The organism is Alloalcanivorax dieselolei B5 (assembly GCF_000300005.1).
In the GTDB taxonomy this organism is placed as follows: domain Bacteria; phylum Pseudomonadota; class Gammaproteobacteria; order Pseudomonadales; family Alcanivoracaceae; genus Alloalcanivorax; species Alloalcanivorax dieselolei.
On sequence record NC_018691.1, the window covers coordinates 2,736,113 to 2,752,093 of the forward strand.

The following is a 15,981-nucleotide window of genomic DNA, read 5'->3' on the forward strand; positions in this document are numbered from 1 at the left end:
TATCAACTGTCAATTGCTATTCAGCAGCCACGCCCGGCCCTTGTCGGTGAGCCCGCCCTGGGCCAGGGTCAGGTACGCGGTGGAGGCTTCCGACGGCGCCAGGGTGACACGGAAGCGCAGCAGTTCGTCGCGGCGGAACACGTGCACCTCCACGACCTCGCCTTCCTGGTAACCCTGCAAACGGCTGTCCAGACCGGCGGCATCGATTTTGATGCCACCCACGGCGATGATCACATCACCGGCGGAAAGCCCGGCGGCCATCGCCGCGCCTTGTTCGTACACCACCTGCACCCGCGCGCCGAGCGGATCGGCGGCGGCACGCAGGCCAAGATGCACCGGCGCCGGGCCCTTGGCCGGTTTGCCGCCGTTGTCGCCATGACCAGCGGCGGGCCGCCAATGCAACACCACCCCGCGCGCCGCCAACAACGGCGCCAGAGGCAGATCCCCGGTGCTGTACAGCGCCAGTTGGAAGAACGCATCCAGGCTCTCGCCCAGCAGTTCCTCGGCCAAGGCCTGAATGCCCTGCTCGGGCACGCCGCCGCTGTCTTCGCCGTAGCGTTGCCATAACGCATGCATCAGATGATCCAGCGTCACCTGTTCATCACTGCGCTCGCGCAGGGTCAAATCCAGCGCCAGGGCCACCAACGAGCCCTTGGCGTAATAACTGACGATGGCGTTGGGCGCGTTCTCGTCCTGCTTATAGAAGCGTGTCCAGGCATCGAAACTGGACTCGGTCACGGTCTGCTTGAGCCGCCCCTGCCCGCGCTGCACCCGGGTCAGGGTCTGGCCGATCAATTCCAGATAGCTCTCCGGTGAAATCAGCCCGGTGCGCGCCAGAGCCAGATCATCGTAGTAACTGGTGATGCCCTCGAACGCCCACAGCAATTCGGTATGCACCTCCTGGCTCAGATCAAAAGGCGTGAACGCCTCCGGTTTGATCCGCTTGATGTTCCAGGTGTGGAAGTATTCGTGGCTGCACAGCCCCAGGTAGCCGCGGTAACCGTCGCGCACCTGGCGAGGCCCGTCGGTGGGCATGGGCAAATCACCGCGCGGACTCATCAGACTGGTGGAGTTGCGATGCTCAAGACCGCCATAACCGTCGGTGACCAGGGTCATGAACAGATACCGGTCCACCGGCGCCGGTTCACCGAACAGCTTGATATGGTGCTCGCAGATCGGCTTCAGGTCTCGGCACAGACGCTCCAGATCAACGCGGAAACGGCCGGTGAGCACCACATCATGGGGCACGCCGCAGGCCTCGAAGCGGGCGTGTTCGAAATGCCCCATCTCCACCGGATAGTCGATCAGCGCGTCATAGTTGTCCGCCTGGAACACACCGAAATCCAGCTCCGCGCCGGCTAGCCGCGGCATGCCCGTGGCCAGGCGCCAGGTGGCGAACTCCGCTCCCGCCGGCGCCAGAATGGTCACTTCGCAGGGCTGATCCTCGTGTCCCATGGCCGCCAGGAACACGCAGGGGCCGTTGAAGTAGCCGTGGGTGGTATCCAGATGGGCACCGCGCACCGACAGATCCCAGGCATAAACCCGGTACGTCACGGTCACCGGACCGTCCACCGGCGGCAATTGCCAGGTCTGCTTGTCGATCTTGGCCACCGCCAGCGGCCGGTCTCCGGCCCGGGCGTCCAGCGACACCACGTGCCGGGCGAAATCGCGGATCATATAACTGCCGGGAATCCACGACGGCATGGTAAAGGCCTGGCCTTCCGGCGTCGGCCGGTCCACGGTCAGGGTGATCTCAAAAATATGGGCCTGCGGATGGACCGGACAAATCTGATAACGAATCAAGGTGGCTCCCGAATAGCGAAACAAGGACGGCGGGAAAACCTCATGATACAGGCCCGTCTTGACGAAACCAAAGGGATGCCGCATGTTCGTGCCACTCACAGGGGGTCGCCATGTCCAAACAGCTGTTGTCCATCACCGCCACCGACAATCATGTTATCGGGGTCCATCACTGGCCGGCGCAGGATGCCGCTGGCACGCTGGTCTGGCTGCACGGCATGGCGGAACATGGCGGCCGCTACGACGCTCTGGGAGAAACCCTGAGTGAGCACGGCTGGAATCTGTATTGCCCGGACCATCGCGGTCATGGCACCAGCATCGACGACAACGCGCCCCAGGGGCACTTCGCCGATGAGGACGGCTGGGACAAGGTCATCGGTGATATTCTGCAAGTACTGGAGCAGGTAAAGCCGGACCGGGGGCCACTGGTGTTGGGCGGGCACAGCATGGGCTCGTTCCTGGCCCTGGCCGCCGCCGAACAGGCCGCGGAGCAATTGGGCGGCCTGGTACTGTGTGGCAGTGACAGCCATTCCCCCTGGTTTTACCGCGCCATGACGCTATTGATGGGCTGGCAGCGCCGCCGCCACGGCGTTCGCGGTCACAGTCCGCTGGTGCACAAGATGACCTTCGAGACCTGGGCCGCCAGCATCGCCGATGCTCGCACCGAGTTCGACTGGCTCAGCACCGACCAGGATCAGGTGGACGCTTACATCGCCGATCCCGCCTGCGGCTTCGAATGCACCACCGGCACCTGGCTGGCACTGATCTCGGCGCTGGCGCAAGTCCAATCCAGCGAGCAGCTGGCGCGTCTGCCTTCCCTGCTGCCGATATTGCTGCTGGGTGGTCGTCAGGACCCGATGAGCAATAAAGGCAAGGGCATGGACCGCCTGGAACAAATCCTGAAGCGCCGCCATCAGCACCTGGAACGACTCGACTGCCCCTCCGGCCGGCACGAAATCCTCAACGACTACTGCGCCCCGGAAGTGCGTCAGACGCTGCTGCAGTGGCTGGCCAATCTTTGAAAACAGTTGACAGTTGATAGTGGACAGTTGACAGCGAAAGCAAAAAACCGACCCATGTGTTATCTGTGGGAGCTTGCCTGCAAGCGAATGGGGTTCGCTCAGGCGTCGAGCAATATTCGCTTGCAAGCAAGCTCCCACAGCGGCTAAAGATTATCTGTTTTCGTTTTTCGGTTTTTGCGCTGTCAACTGTCCACTATCAACTGTCAACTCGCCTCACTGTTTTTCTGTTGCGCTCAAATACCCCAGGTAGCGAGCGCGGATGTCGCGGACGTATTGCACGGTTTCCTGGCCCCGCACATAACCGTAACGCGCCTGGCGGGCGTAGCGAGGGTGGGACAGCAGCGCCATGGCCTCCTCCACATTGCCAAACCAGCGGTCGGGATCCTTGCCAAGCCGTTGGGCCAGACGGCGCGCGTCTTCCACATGGCCAAACCCGGCGTTGTAGGCGGCCAGTCCGAAGTAGGTTTTTTCCGCCAGATCCAAACGGGCCGGGAAACGGCCCTCCAGCCAGTCCAGGTAAGCGACGCCGGCACCGATGCCCTGGGCCGGGTCGGTCAGGTTCTCATAGCCCAGCTGGCGCGCGGTCAACGGCATGATCTGCATCAGCCCTTCGGCGCCGGAAAACGAACGGGTGCGCGGATCAAAATGGCTTTCCTGGTACATCTGGGCGGTGATCATCAGCCAGTCGAAACCATGCTTGAGCGCTTGCTCGCGCACCAGATCATCGTAGGGCGAGATCGGCTTGCCCGGCTCCACCCTTTCCGCGGAGTGCGACAAAAGTGCGGGCTCCGTCTGGAAATAACGATCAAAAGTGGCACGGTAGAACTGTCCGTCGCGCACCCGTTTAATATAGTCGTTCAATTGATGGCGCAGTTGCGGTTGATTCTCCCGCACCCCCCAGGCGATCTGTCGGGGTTGTCGCAGGGTCCACAGCACTTTCAGATCATCCCGGTAGCCCTGCTCCATGGCCACCAGATGACTGTCGGCCATGGTCAGATCCAGCTCTCCTCTTGCCACCCGGTCCATCAATATTTCGGTGGACACGTTCTGACGCACTTCGATTTCCACGCTGATGCCGTCGTTCTGTAACGCGCGCAAGGTTTCCACGAAGGCGCTGCCGGCGGCCACTGTCACCGTTCGTCCGGCAAGCGCCGACAGATCCTCGAAGGGCGACGCAGAAGCCGCCCCGACGATTTGTTCGCGCACCTCCAGATAAGGCTCGGAGTAATGCCACCCCTTCCCGTGCCGCGCCGGCGTGACACTCATGGAAGCGGCGATCACATCCCCCTCCCCGTTTTCCAGAGCAGCCAGCATCCGCGTCGGGCTGTCACGCACTATCATGCTCAGACGCAGGTCATAACGCTGGGCGAAGTCGCGGATCAGGTCGTAGTCAAATCCCATCAGCTCGCCACGCCACATGAAGTAACTGGCCGGGTTGTTCGAGGTGATCACCCGCAGCACGCCGCTATTCAGGATAGCGGGCCAGTCACGCCGCTCATGGTCCTGTTGTGACGCCTTGATACGATGCGCGACGATGTAACGGTTCACCGCTTCACGCAGGTCCGGGTTGCTTTTGCGCACCGCCCAGGCAATCGCCCGGCGCGGCTGCACCACCGGCCCGGCGCGCAGCTGTGGATAATCAATGGACAAGGCCTTGAACAACGGCTCATCCATGATCACCGCATCATACTGGCCACGGATTATGCCGCGCAGCAACTCGTCCTCGGACAATTCTCCGCTGACTCTGTCCACTTCAACGTTGTCGTAGCGATGGGCCAGATTCTGAGCGGTTTCCAGATAGGCGGTGCCGCGCGGCGCGGCAATGGTGAGCGGCCCCAGGTCCGCCAGTGCCGTGCCGACCCGATCCGTCGGCAGCACCAATATTTCCCGCACCACGGCCAGAGGGGTGCAGAACGACAGCCGCTCGCGACGCCGGTCGGTACGACTGTAATGGGTAACGATCAGGTCCGCCTGCCCGGCGTTGAGCATCACCGACAATTCGGCGAAATCATCCGCGTACACCCATCGCGGCTTCAACCCCAATGATTCGGCCAGGGCCTCCGCTTCGCGACGGTATTCGCTGGTGGGCACACCCTCCCAGACGAATTCCTCCTCGGCATCGAAACGCGGTGCCAGCAGCCGCAATACGCCGTGCTCACGAATATCCGCCAGGTCACCAGTTTCGGTGTAATTGCGAAAAGGACCATCCGTGGAATCAGAACAAGCCGTCAACCCCAGCAAACAAAGCCACAGCCAAATCCATACGTGCCCTGCTCGGTGCATCCCACTCTCCCACCACCGTTCACCCCACCCAGGGATGTCTATCTACTCTTAAGCGAAGCAGTATCACCGATGCCGAGATACGAATCACACCACGCAGGGAAGATAACCAAGAATTTTACTTTTGGAGAATCGCCTAGGCCACCGGTACCGGGCGGGTGAGCTCGAGTAAAGGAATGCCCCTGCTCGGACGGTGAGAATAGTATTATTGAGTTTTACGATGTAAGGAAACAAAAAAGGGGCGCTTTCGCGCCCCTGAAGGTTCATCCAAAAGGACAAAGTTATGGATTAGAGATTGGGATCAACACCCACGCAGGCCCGATGCACCCGCATGCCACCGCCAAGGATATTCGACCCTACCAAGGCGCCATAACGGATCCCGATGCTATCGAACTCCAGAGTGTTATCCACTTCCGCGGACAGGAACCGCTCATCGCCCTGAATTAACAGCCCGAGAAGATCCAATTGCAGGACATCACCATCAACATTGGCAGAGCCCACCTCCAAGTCTCCCTTATAGAATCGAATCGAGCTGTTTTGCAGCAGATCCAGGCGCAAAATCGCTTCGGGTATGGAGATCACGAAACCGGCTCGATTGGTACCAACGATCGGCGTTGTTCCCACCACTTTCGCTTCCAGGCTACCCGCCACATTCAAGGGAATGCTCATGGTCGCGTAGGTGTCATCCTGGCCATCGATCATGTTGTCCAGATTCATCACGTTGCAGAGCAGACAAATCCCGCTTGCAGAATCCGCGGCCTGATAACCATCATCGGCCAGCAACGGCTGATAGTTGGACAGTTCACTACAGGTGAAGCCGTCGTCATCGCAAACATCACCGATACCGTCGCCGTCCGCATCCGCCTGATCCGCGTTGGGGATCAACGGGCAGTTGTCCACGTCATCAGGAATGCCGTCTTCATCGGTGTCGATGGGGTTATCCACCGGACAACCGTTATTGCTGGCGGGACCGGCTTCATCCGGGCAGTCGTCGTGACCGTTTTCCACACCGTCACCGTCGCGGTCATCGTCACAGACATCACCGAAACCATCCTGGTCCATATCCGCCTGGTCCGGATTGGGCACAATCGGGCAGTTGTCCTGCTCGTTCACAACCCCGTCCCCATCCTTGTCATCGGTGCAGGCATCGCCTACGCCATCACCGTCGGTGTCCAGTTGATCGTGGTTGGCCACGTAGGGGCAGTTGTCTTCCCCATTGGGAATGCCGTCGCCGTCGATGTCGTCATCGCAGGCGTCGCCGATGCCATCACCGTCGATGTCCGACTGGGTCGGGTTGGGCGTGTTCGGGCAGTTGTCCTCGCCGTCATCGAAGCCGTCACCGTCACTGTCGTTATCCGTGTCACAGGCATCACCCAGTCCATCGTTGTCGGTGTCCACCTGATCGGGGTTGTACTCCCAAGGACAGTTGTCCTGGTCGTTATCGTGTTCATCCCCGTCACGGTCATCGTCACAGACATCGCCGATGCCATCCTGGTCAATGTCGCCTTGCTCGTGGTTCGGCATGTTGGGACAGTTATCCTCATTATTGGGGATACCGTCATTATCGTCGTCCTGGACGTTGGGGGTGGGATCACCTCCTCCGCCGCCGCCGCCGCTGGCCTTACAGCCATACAGGCCGCCGAGGCCGAGCACGGCCACCAGCAACAACAGGCTGATCGTTTTCAAACGTGACATTTTAAGGTCCCTCCTATTACTACTCAGTCACATGGAATTCAACGCGGCGGTTCATAGCGCGACCGGACGCGGAGTCATTGTCGGCAATGGGCTGGCTTTCACCGTAGCCGCGAGCCGTAACTCGGCTACTGTCCACACCTTCGCGAACCAGGTAATTACGTACGGAATCGGCGCGGCGTTGAGACAGGCCTTCGTTATATTGGGCGGAGCCAACACTGTCGGTATGGCCGGCCACTTCCACGCGAATGTTGTTGTTTTCCGCGGTCAGCGAGCGGGCAATGCGTGATACCAGCGGACGGGAAGAGGCGGTGAGCTCAGCGGAATCGAACTCGAAGTTGATGTTGTTGAAGGTAACGGTCTGGTTCACCAGCAGACAGCCTTTGCCGTCCACCTTCGCGCCCGGCATGGTATCCGGACACTGATCCAGGTTATCCGGCACGCCATCGCCGTCGGAGTCGATCACCGGCTGCTGTACCGCCACCTGCTTGGTTTCCACCCGGGTTTTTTCCACCACCTTGGTGTAACCCATGGGCACTTCCAGACCCAGGGAATAGCGGTAATCACCGAAACCGCCGTCGCCGGCGGAGTCACCGGTACCGTCGAAATCGTTATACAGATAGCGGGCTTCGGCACGGACTTTCAGACCGTTATTGAACAGCGGCCCGGTCACCGCGCCCAGACCGGCGTTGGCGTGAAAATCCCAACCGTCATCATCGTCGATGTAGACATCGTTGTAGATCCCACCAACCGCCATCACCAGATAAGGGGTGAAGCCGGTCCGGTCTCCCAGAGTGAAGGACAGACCGGTGGTCACCGGATACTGGTAGAAGTCCTGTCCGTTTTTGATATTGGACTCAATACCATAAACGCCGGCCTCGGATTCCCACCAAACGTGATCGTGCAACTTGCGGCCATAGAAGATGGTACCGCCCGCCCCGCGGTCACCGGCCTGCCAGTCGTCCTCGACATCGATATAATGCGCCATGCCACCGATGTATTGATTGGGTTTTGCCTGTTCCACGTACTCGCGTTCCTGAGCCACAGCCACATGGCTGGCAAGCGCTACAGCCATACCTAGCGTGGACAGCTTCCAGATTGCTCTCATCGTCTTTCCCCCTCGGGTGTCAACGGGTTACAGTGCAATCATTGGAATAACTGTGGGCTTTAAAAAAAACAGGGATCCGGTGAAAACCGGTTGGAATAGTGTTGAGAGTTTCTCTGATCCATTTCACAACACCACGAAATCGTATCGGTTTGTGTCGTTATGTACGCTGCCCGCCCGATCGATTGCCTTAAAAGTAAGTTGCGAGTATATTTTGGACCTTCGTGCCAAAAAAATGATAATTACGCCGATGCGGTTTCATCACCTTCCCGCGCCATGACACTCCGCCTTTTGCGCCGCCTTTTCACCTGGCCCCGGCTATTACTGCTGGTGCTGCTGATCGCTATCGGTGGGCTGCTGCACGCTGCCTGGCCATTTCTGTTCTATCCCACCACCACCTTGAGCTTTGACATCCCGGCACCGAGGCCCGCCACCATCCAGAACGGCAACCTGGCCGGCGTGGCCGAAGTGGACATCACCCCGGCCATCGGCCTGCCCAAGTTCGGCTATTCCGCCTGGGCCCGCGGCGCCAATGGCTTCCGCACCCGCCTGAAAGCCCGGGCCTTCTATCTGCATGGCGCCGGTCAGACGCCCATGGCCCTGGTGCAACTGGACCTGGGGGCCGGTTCGCTGCCGCTCCAGTACGCGGTGGCGGAACGGATCGCCACCACCACCGACATTCCCGCCCACGCCCTCAGTCTGCTGGTCACTCATACCCATTCCGGGCCCGGCCAATACCTGGGCAGTGACTTCTACAATGTGTTTGGCAGTCAAAGCCCCGGCTTTGACCCGGTGCTGTTCGACTTTCTCGCCGAGCGCATCAGCCAGGCGGTAATCGAGGCCTATCGCGCGCGCCGGCCGGCCCGTTTCGCCAGCGGGCAAAGCGAGGTGTGGGGACTGACCCGCAATCGCTCCCTGGGGGCCTGGGCCCGCAATCACCGGCTCCCGGAACAACAATGGACCGAAGAACGGGCATTGGAGGCGGTAAACCCGCGCATGAGCCAGCTGCGTATCGACCTGATGGCCGATGATGGCCGCTATTATCCGGCCGGCGCCCTGACTCTGTTCTCCATCCACGGCACCGCCATCCCCGCCTTTACCCGTCCCTACCATGCCGACGTCTGGCACTGGCTGGCGCAAGGCATCGAACCCGCCGGGAAGCCGTTGCCCTGGCGCTTCGTGCACGGCACCGTCCAGGCCACCCACGGCGACAACAATCCCGCCTGGACGGCGGGGTTGCGCGGTGACCGCGAGGCACGCCGAATCGGCACCGCCCTGGGGGGGCAGGCCAACGCCCTGTTCCAACGCCTGGGCAATGAGCTGCGGGACGACCTGCACACCGCGGTGGCGAGCCGGGAACTGGACCTGCTCACGCTCGACGAAGAGCAGCGCCACGGCCTGTGTGAGCGCCCGGTCGTCGGCGCCGCCGTGGCCGGTGCCGCCAACGGCGATGAAGTGTTTCCGATTTCCTATTTGCCCTACCTGAAGGAAGGTTGGCCGCGCACCGTATTCACCGATGGCTGCCAGGGCGTGAAGCAATGGATGCTGTCCAAGCTGCAACTGGCTCTGGCACCGGCCCGCTACCCTCACCGGGCCCTGTTCCAGGTGCTGCGAGTCAACGATCTGGTGCTGGTGGCCCTGCCCTGGGAAATCACCCTGGAAAGTGGCAACCGGATCCGCGCCGCGGTCAGCGCGACACTGCCGGATCCGGACTGGAGCGTGGTGATCAGCAGCCTGGCCAACGGCTACTTTGGCTACGCCACCACGGAAGAGGAATACGGAGCCCAGTATTACGAGGGCGGGCACACGCTTTACGGTCCCCACACCGTGGATTTCCTCAGTGCCCAAAGCGCCCGGCTCAGCGACGACCTGTTCCAGAAAGGCAATCAGAATCAGCATCCGGGCCACGCCACGTTCGTACTGCGCAGTCATCGTTACTGGCCCGAGCCACCGCCTGAGCGCACCTGGTCCCGGCAATGGCAGGGCGAGGCCCGTTATAGCGAGGGCGACACCACTCATGAGCCCTACTGGCGCTGGCGTTTTCGCGGTGAACCCGCGGCGGCGCTGCCACTGCACCAGCCGCTGATGGCGGTGGTGGATGAGGCCAGCGGCAAGGTGTTGGTGGACGACGACAGCGGCGACCTGCAGCTGTTGCTGGTGGAGGATCAGGGCCTGGGCGGCGCGCTCTATGAAGTGCGCTGGTACACGCCGCCCAAACCCGGCCATTCCGGTGACAGAGCCCTTCACATTCTCGCCGGTGCGGCGCCACGTCTGGTGTCCCCGATCTTCTGAAGCGGCTACACTGACGTTATCTTGATACGCGCCCATAGGAGAGTGTTCGGTGAGTTTCCCTCGGTCCCGATTGTCACGTTTTCTCTTCCACGCCCGGCGCTGGATCGCCGCACCCACCGCCGCGCTGATCCTGACCGGTTGCGCCAGCACCACCGAAATCACCACCCGCCACAGCAATAACGAAGGCGCCTCCCCGGCGCGTTCGTTGCTGCTGGTGGCACAAAGCCCGGAACCGGCCACCCGCCGCGTCTGGGAAGAAGTGTGCCAGCCGATTTTCCAAAGCAATGCCCTGGCCGTGCATCTGGCCCATCAGGTGCGACCGGTGTGGTATGAAGACGGCGGCAAACAGGCCTTGTTGCGCTGGCTGCGCGATCAACCCTACGACCGTGCCCTGGTCGTCGATCTGACGGCTCTGTTGCTGTCGCCGCCGCGCATGACCGAGTCCCGGGATCTCAATCCGATGAACAGTGACATGCGCCAGGAACCCACCTGGCAGATTGGTATCGGCGGCAAACTGGAAAAGTCCAAGGAGCCGGACGCGGAACAAAGTTATGAAGCGGAATTTTTCGACAAAAGCGGCCGCCCTTTGTGGACCGGCGTGGCGCGCACCCATGAAGCCAATAACCGTAAAGCCATCGCACGCAGTCAGTGCCGCGCTCTGCATGAGGTATTGACGGATCGCGGCCTGATCCCCAAATAAGCGTTGGAGCCGGTCCGCCACGAAGATGCCAACGAGAAGATGCGAACGCGACGATGCGAATGAGGAGTCCCGCAATGAGCGCAGTCATTCCCGGAACCAGTCTGGCCCTGCACCCGGAACGCTTCCCCGATCCCGCCGATGATCTGCCACGGGATCAGGACCCGGGTCGCGCGATCCTCGCCGGCGGCTGTTTCTGGTGCACCGAAGCGGTGTTTTTGCAATTGGACGGGGTTAATTCGGTGATCTCCGGCTACGCCGGTGGCGACGCCGAACACGCCAACTACGAAGCGGTTTGCACCGGCCGCACCGGCCACGCCGAAGCCATCGAAATCCGCTACGACCCGGCCGTGATCCGTTACGGCGAATTACTCAAACTGTTCTTTGCCGTGGCCCATGACCCCACGCAAAAGGACCGGCAGGGCAACGACCGCGGCCCGCAATACCGCTCCGCCATCTTTTATCAAAGCGAGCCGGAGCGTCAGGCCGCCGCCGCTTATATCCACCAACTCAACCAGGCCGGCGCCTTCATCGCGCCCATTGTCACCACCCTGGAGCCGCTGGACATGTTCTACCCGGCGGAGGACTACCACCAGGATTTCGCACGGCGTCACCCCACCCAGCCGTACATCACCCACGTGGCGCACCCGAAAGTGGAGAAACTGCGGACGGCCTTTCCCGACACCCTCAAAACCCCGGAGGCGGACTGAACATCATGAGTGAGCATTTGTCCCCCAGCGGCCACGATCTGACACCGCTGACTGATCAGGAAAAACAGCAACGAGCCGCCGCTCTCACCCCGGAAGAACAGCGCATCCTGCTCAATCAGGGCACCGAGCCACCGTTCTGCGGCGGGCTGCTGGACAACAAGGAAGACGGCGTCTACCACTGCAAGCTGTGTGACCTGCCGCTGTTCCACTCCGCCACCAAATTCGAATCCGGCACCGGCTGGCCGAGTTTTTATCAACCGGTGGACGACACCCATATCCGCCGCCTGGAAGACCACAGCCACGGCATGATCCGCACCGAGATCCGCTGCGCCCGCTGCGACGGTCACCTGGGACATGTGTTCCCCGATGGCCCGCCTCCCACCGGCGAGCGGCACTGCCTCAACTCGGCGTCATTGGTGTTCAAAGTCGGATAGAAAAAAATCGCGGCTCACGAGCCGCGCCCCTCTATGTTTAGTTTTTCTATGCCCCCCGCCTTAGAAAAACCCGTTTGTCTCCAAACGGACACTGCCCCAATATGGAACACGGCCTGATCAACCGGCCCGCGGTCGAATAACCCGCAGTTCAATAAAAAGGAGTCCGTTGTGCCCACGCCAACCCCGACGCCACCTTCCCGCCTTTTTCCCGGCTGGTATGTGGTCGCTGGTGCTTTCGCCGTTACCTTCCTCGGCTTCGGCAGTGCCTATACCTTCAGTGCTTTCGTCGACTCGCTGCAAACCGATTTCGAGGCCTCGCGCGGCTCCGTGTCCCTGGTCTTTTCCCTGGCCGGTTTTCTCTATTTCGCCCTGGGCGTCATCAGCGGCCCCCTTGCCGACCGCTGGGGCTCGCGAACCATGGCGATTATCGGCATGTTGTTCACCGGCGCCGGCTTGATGCTGGCCGGTCTGGCCCGCAACCTGATGGAGGTGTATCTGGCCTACGGGCTCGGTGTCGGACTTGGTATCGGCTTTTCCTATGTGCCGGCGGTGGGCGCGGTACAGCGCTGGTTCTCCCGGCGCCGGGGCTTCGCTTCCGGGCTGGCGGTGAGCGGCATCGGCGTCGGCACCCTGTTCATGCCGCCCATCGCCGCGCTGCTGATCGAGGCCTTGGGCTGGCGTCAGAGCTACCTGCTGATCGGCGCCGTCACTCTGGTGCTCGGTCTGGTCCTGTCGCTGCTGATCCAGAACGACCCGCGTGACCGCGGACTCTATCCCGATGGCGACCCGGCCCCGCCGCCGGGCACCGTCTCCGACGGCATGCAGGTCGGCGAGGCGATCCGCTCGAAACGGTTCCTATTGCTGTACGCGGCGGGGCTGATTGCTTCCTTCGGCTTGTTCGTGCCGTTCGTGCACCTGGTGCCGTATGCCCGCGATCATGGTATCGATTCCGCATCCGCCGCCCTGCTGCTCGGTGCCGTCGGCGTCGGCAGCACCGCCGGCCGTTTTCTGCTGGGCAGCCTGGCGGACAAATGGGGCCGTCAGGTCACCCTGATGGCCATGTTCATGGGCATGGCACTGTCCCTCCTGATCTGGCTGTTTTCCCGGGACTTCTGGGGACTGTCGTTATTCGGCTTCGTGTTCGGCGTGTTCTATGGCGGCTTCGTGGCCCTGATACCGGCTCTGGCCATGGATTATTTCGGCGGCCGCCACATCAGCAGTATTATCGGCGTGCTGTACACCAGCGTCGCTCTGGGCACCCTGATCGGCCCCACCGCCGCCGGCTACATCTTCGACCTGAGCCACAGCTACACGGTGCCCATCCTTGCCAGTATCGCCACCAATATCCTTGCCGCCGCGATTATGACCCGGATCCCGAAAGTGCGATCCGTACCGTCCTGTTCAACACCTGCTTTGGAAAAAGAAACATGAGCAACAACCAGAACGACCAGATCAGCCAACGCCAAGCCGGCTTCCTGCCTGGCTACATGGGACTGGAATGGGACACCGCCGAGCCCGGCCTGATACGCGGGCACTTCACCGTGGCCCGCCACCACCTGGCCCCCAACGGCTATCTGCATGCCGCCTCGGTGATCGCCCTGGCTGACTCCGCCTGCGGTTTCGGCTGCCAGACCTCGCTACCGGAAGGCGCCGTCAGCTTCACCACCGTGGAATTGAAAAGCAACTTCATCGGCACCGCCCGCGAAGGCGTGGTGACCTGCGAAGCCAAGGCGGCCCACCTTGGCCGCACCACGCAATTGTGGGACGCGGAAGTGCGTCACCAGGACAGCGGCAAGGTCATCGCGCTGTTCCGCTGCACGCAGATGGTGCTTTACCCGAAAGGCTGAATCGTCTTTCCCCCCAATCGCAACTCGTCACCCACTTGCCTACACGCACCGTATTCGCTGCCAAGGCAGCTTCCCACAGCGACTTCGTAGCCTTCTGTGGGAAGCTGCCTTGGCAGCGAATACAGTGTGAATTCATACCTCCAAGACCAATAGACGCCCCCCCTTCCAAGGCGATTTTTACGCCTTTTTTATGCTCCTTCCGTTTTCTCTGAATCGATTTTTTACGCCGCCTGCTCCTACCCTTCTCTCCATCTTCCATCAGCGATATCAAGGATCCGTTCCATGTTGTTACTCATCGTTCTGGGGGTAGCCGCGTATCTGTTGGCCGCCCTGCTTTGGCCGGAGAAATTCTGATCATGATACTGCTCGGCATCGTCATCATCGCCGCTCTGCTCGGCTTGTGTTTCGCCTTTCTGGAATTGGAGAAACGGCTATGAAAGAGGTGGCTCTCATCTACCTCGTCACCCTCGGCCTGGCCTGGCCTCTGGGCCGTTACCTGAGCTGGCTTTTCGGCGAACGGTCCGTGTCAGGCGGAATCGCCACGGTGGAAAACGGGCTGTTGCGTCTGGCCGGCATCAACCCGAACGCCGACATGTCCTGGAGCGATTACGCGCGCGTGCTGCTCAAGCTGCATTTGCTTCTGGCGATCGTTATTTTTCTTGTTCTCACCCTGCAGCAATGGCTGCCCTTGAATCCTGATCACATTCCCAACATGTCCTGGGATCTGGCGCTGCACACGGTGATTTCCTTCCTCACCAACACCAATCAGCAACACTATTCCGGGCAGGCGCAGTTGTCCTATTTCGCCCATACGCTCGGCATCGTGACCTTGCAAGTGGTAACACCGGCGGCGGGTCTGGCGACCCTGGTGGCAATCCTGCGTACCTTGTTCAGCAAAGCCCCATCCGGGGAAACCGTGTCCGTGGGCAACTTCCATCGCGACCTGCTGCGGTCGGTGCTGTGGGTGATGCTGCCATTGTCGCTGATCGCCTCCCTGCTGCTCGCCAGCCAGGGCGTGCCCAGCACTTACCAGGGCGCCGCCGAGGTCAGCACCCTGCAGGACGGTGCCACGCAAACCGTGCCGCTGGGTCCGGTGGCAGCCATGGTGGCGATCAAACAGCTCGGCACCAACGGCGGCGGCTGGTTTGGTCCCAACAGTTCAGTACCACTGGAGAACCCCACGTTCTTTTCCAACCTGGTGGAAACCACCGCGTTGATGCTGATCCCCATGGCCCTGGTCTTCATGCTCGGCTTCATGGCCCGGCGGCGCCGGCTCGGCTGGTGCGTGGCGGCGGTGATGTTCGCTCTGTCCTTGGTGTCCACTTCGCTCAACGTATTTTCCGAGCGCCAGCCCAATGCGGCGGTGGCCGCCGCCGGCATCCAGGGGCCCAACATGGAAGGCAAGGAAGTGCGCTTCGGCACCGACCTCACCGCGCTTTGGGGCAGTTGGACCACGCAGACCTCCAACGGCTCGGTGAACGGTATGCACGATTCCTTTAATCCGCTGGGTGGCATGAGCGAGCTGATGAACATGTTCCTCAACGTCACCTTCGGCGGTATCGGCGTTGGCCTGATCGGTTATCTGCTGTTCATGTTCGTGGCCGCGTTCATCGGCTCCCTGATGATTGGCCGGGCGCCGTCGTTTCTCGGGCGGCCGCTGGAAACCCGGGAAATGAAGCTCGCCAGCCTGGCCCTGCTGTTGCAGCCAATCCTGATTCTCGGCCTCACCGCGGTGACCCTGGCCGTGCCCGGTTGGGCCGGCACCAGCAATCCCGGTCCCCATGGCCTCAGCCAGGTGCTTTACGAATACACCAGCGCCTTCGCCAACAACGGCTCCGGCTTCGAAGGACTGGGCGATGACAGCGTCTGGTGGAATCTGAGCTGCGCCCTGGCATTGGTGGGCGGCCGTTTCATTCCCATGCTGGCACCGCTGGCCATCGCCGCTTCCCTGGCGAGCAAACGTCCCAGCGCGCAAAGCCGGGGAACGCTGAATGTGGATACCCCCACCTTCGCCGTGCTCACCCTCGGCGTCATCGTACTGTTCGCCCTGCTGAGCTTTTTACCCGCGCTGGTGCTCGGCCCCATCGCCGAAGCGCTTTAAG

The 15,981-nt window shown here is 61.4% G+C and carries 13 protein-coding genes; 9 read left to right on the forward strand and 4 right to left on the reverse strand.

Annotation, left to right across the window (positions count from 1 at the left end; translation table 11 throughout):
* Positions 1–9: 9 nt before the first annotated feature.
* Positions 10–1,803: a M61 family metallopeptidase gene (locus B5T_RS12275; protein ID WP_051015602.1), complete on the reverse strand. Its 1,794-nt coding sequence runs from the start codon at positions 1,801–1,803 to the stop codon at positions 10–12.
* A gap of 110 nt (positions 1,804–1,913) precedes the next feature.
* On the opposite strand from B5T_RS12275, the gene B5T_RS12280 reads away from it, so the two are divergent.
* Positions 1,914–2,822 (forward strand): alpha/beta fold hydrolase, encoded by a 909-nt coding sequence (locus B5T_RS12280; RefSeq protein ID WP_014994828.1) that lies wholly within the window; start codon positions 1,914–1,916, stop codon positions 2,820–2,822.
* Between the two features lie 213 nt (positions 2,823–3,035).
* Here B5T_RS12280 and B5T_RS12285 read toward each other — a convergent pair whose 3' ends face one another.
* The 3 genes from B5T_RS12285 to B5T_RS12295 form a co-directional block, all read right to left on the reverse strand.
* The gene (locus B5T_RS12285) at positions 3,036–5,105 is read right to left on the reverse strand and encodes an MltF family protein (protein WP_148279260.1); all 2,070 of its coding nucleotides are present in this window, start codon (positions 5,103–5,105) and stop codon (positions 3,036–3,038) included.
* A 285-nt stretch (positions 5,106–5,390) separates the two neighbouring features.
* Complete coding sequence (locus B5T_RS12290) at positions 5,391–6,797, reverse strand: thrombospondin type 3 repeat-containing protein (protein WP_014994830.1); 1,407 nt, start codon at positions 6,795–6,797, stop codon at positions 5,391–5,393.
* Between the two features lie 19 nt (positions 6,798–6,816).
* The gene (locus tag B5T_RS12295; RefSeq protein ID WP_081586866.1) at positions 6,817–7,902 is read right to left on the reverse strand and encodes an OmpA family protein; all 1,086 of its coding nucleotides are present in this window, start codon (positions 7,900–7,902) and stop codon (positions 6,817–6,819) included.
* A 288-nt stretch (positions 7,903–8,190) separates the two neighbouring features.
* On the opposite strand from B5T_RS12295, the gene B5T_RS12300 reads away from it, so the two are divergent.
* The 8 genes from B5T_RS12300 (at position 8,191) to kdpA (ending at position 15,980) form a co-directional block, all read left to right on the forward strand.
* A complete protein-coding gene (locus tag B5T_RS12300; RefSeq protein ID WP_014994832.1) occupies positions 8,191–10,191 on the forward strand; it encodes a neutral/alkaline non-lysosomal ceramidase N-terminal domain-containing protein in 2,001 nt (666 codons plus the stop codon).
* Positions 10,192–10,240: 49 nt separating this feature from the next.
* Entirely contained in the window at positions 10,241–10,891 is a 651-nt protein-coding gene (locus B5T_RS12305; protein ID WP_014994833.1) for a hypothetical protein, read from the forward strand.
* A 74-nt stretch (positions 10,892–10,965) separates the two neighbouring features.
* Entirely contained in the window at positions 10,966–11,598 is a 633-nt protein-coding gene (gene msrA / locus B5T_RS12310) for a peptide-methionine (S)-S-oxide reductase MsrA (protein ID WP_014994834.1), read from the forward strand.
* Between the two features lie 5 nt (positions 11,599–11,603).
* Entirely contained in the window at positions 11,604–12,032 is a 429-nt protein-coding gene (msrB, locus tag B5T_RS12315; RefSeq protein WP_014994835.1) for a peptide-methionine (R)-S-oxide reductase MsrB, read from the forward strand.
* 168 nt (positions 12,033–12,200) lie between these two features.
* Positions 12,201–13,463, forward strand: coding sequence for an MCT family MFS transporter (locus tag B5T_RS12320; RefSeq protein ID WP_014994836.1), 1,263 nt, complete (start codon positions 12,201–12,203; stop codon positions 13,461–13,463).
* Positions 13,460–13,879, forward strand: a complete 420-nt coding sequence (locus B5T_RS12325; RefSeq protein WP_014994837.1) for a PaaI family thioesterase — start codon at positions 13,460–13,462, stop codon at positions 13,877–13,879. The genes B5T_RS12320 and B5T_RS12325 overlap by 4 nt, the downstream gene beginning before the upstream one ends.
* 282 nt (positions 13,880–14,161) lie before the next feature.
* Entirely contained in the window at positions 14,162–14,233 is a 72-nt protein-coding gene (kdpF, locus tag B5T_RS23835; RefSeq protein WP_081586961.1) for a K(+)-transporting ATPase subunit F, read from the forward strand.
* A 79-nt stretch (positions 14,234–14,312) separates the two neighbouring features.
* Positions 14,313–15,980, forward strand: a complete 1,668-nt coding sequence (gene kdpA, locus B5T_RS12330; protein WP_014994838.1) for a potassium-transporting ATPase subunit KdpA — start codon at positions 14,313–14,315, stop codon at positions 15,978–15,980.
* The last annotated feature ends 1 nt before the right edge of the window (position 15,981 follow it).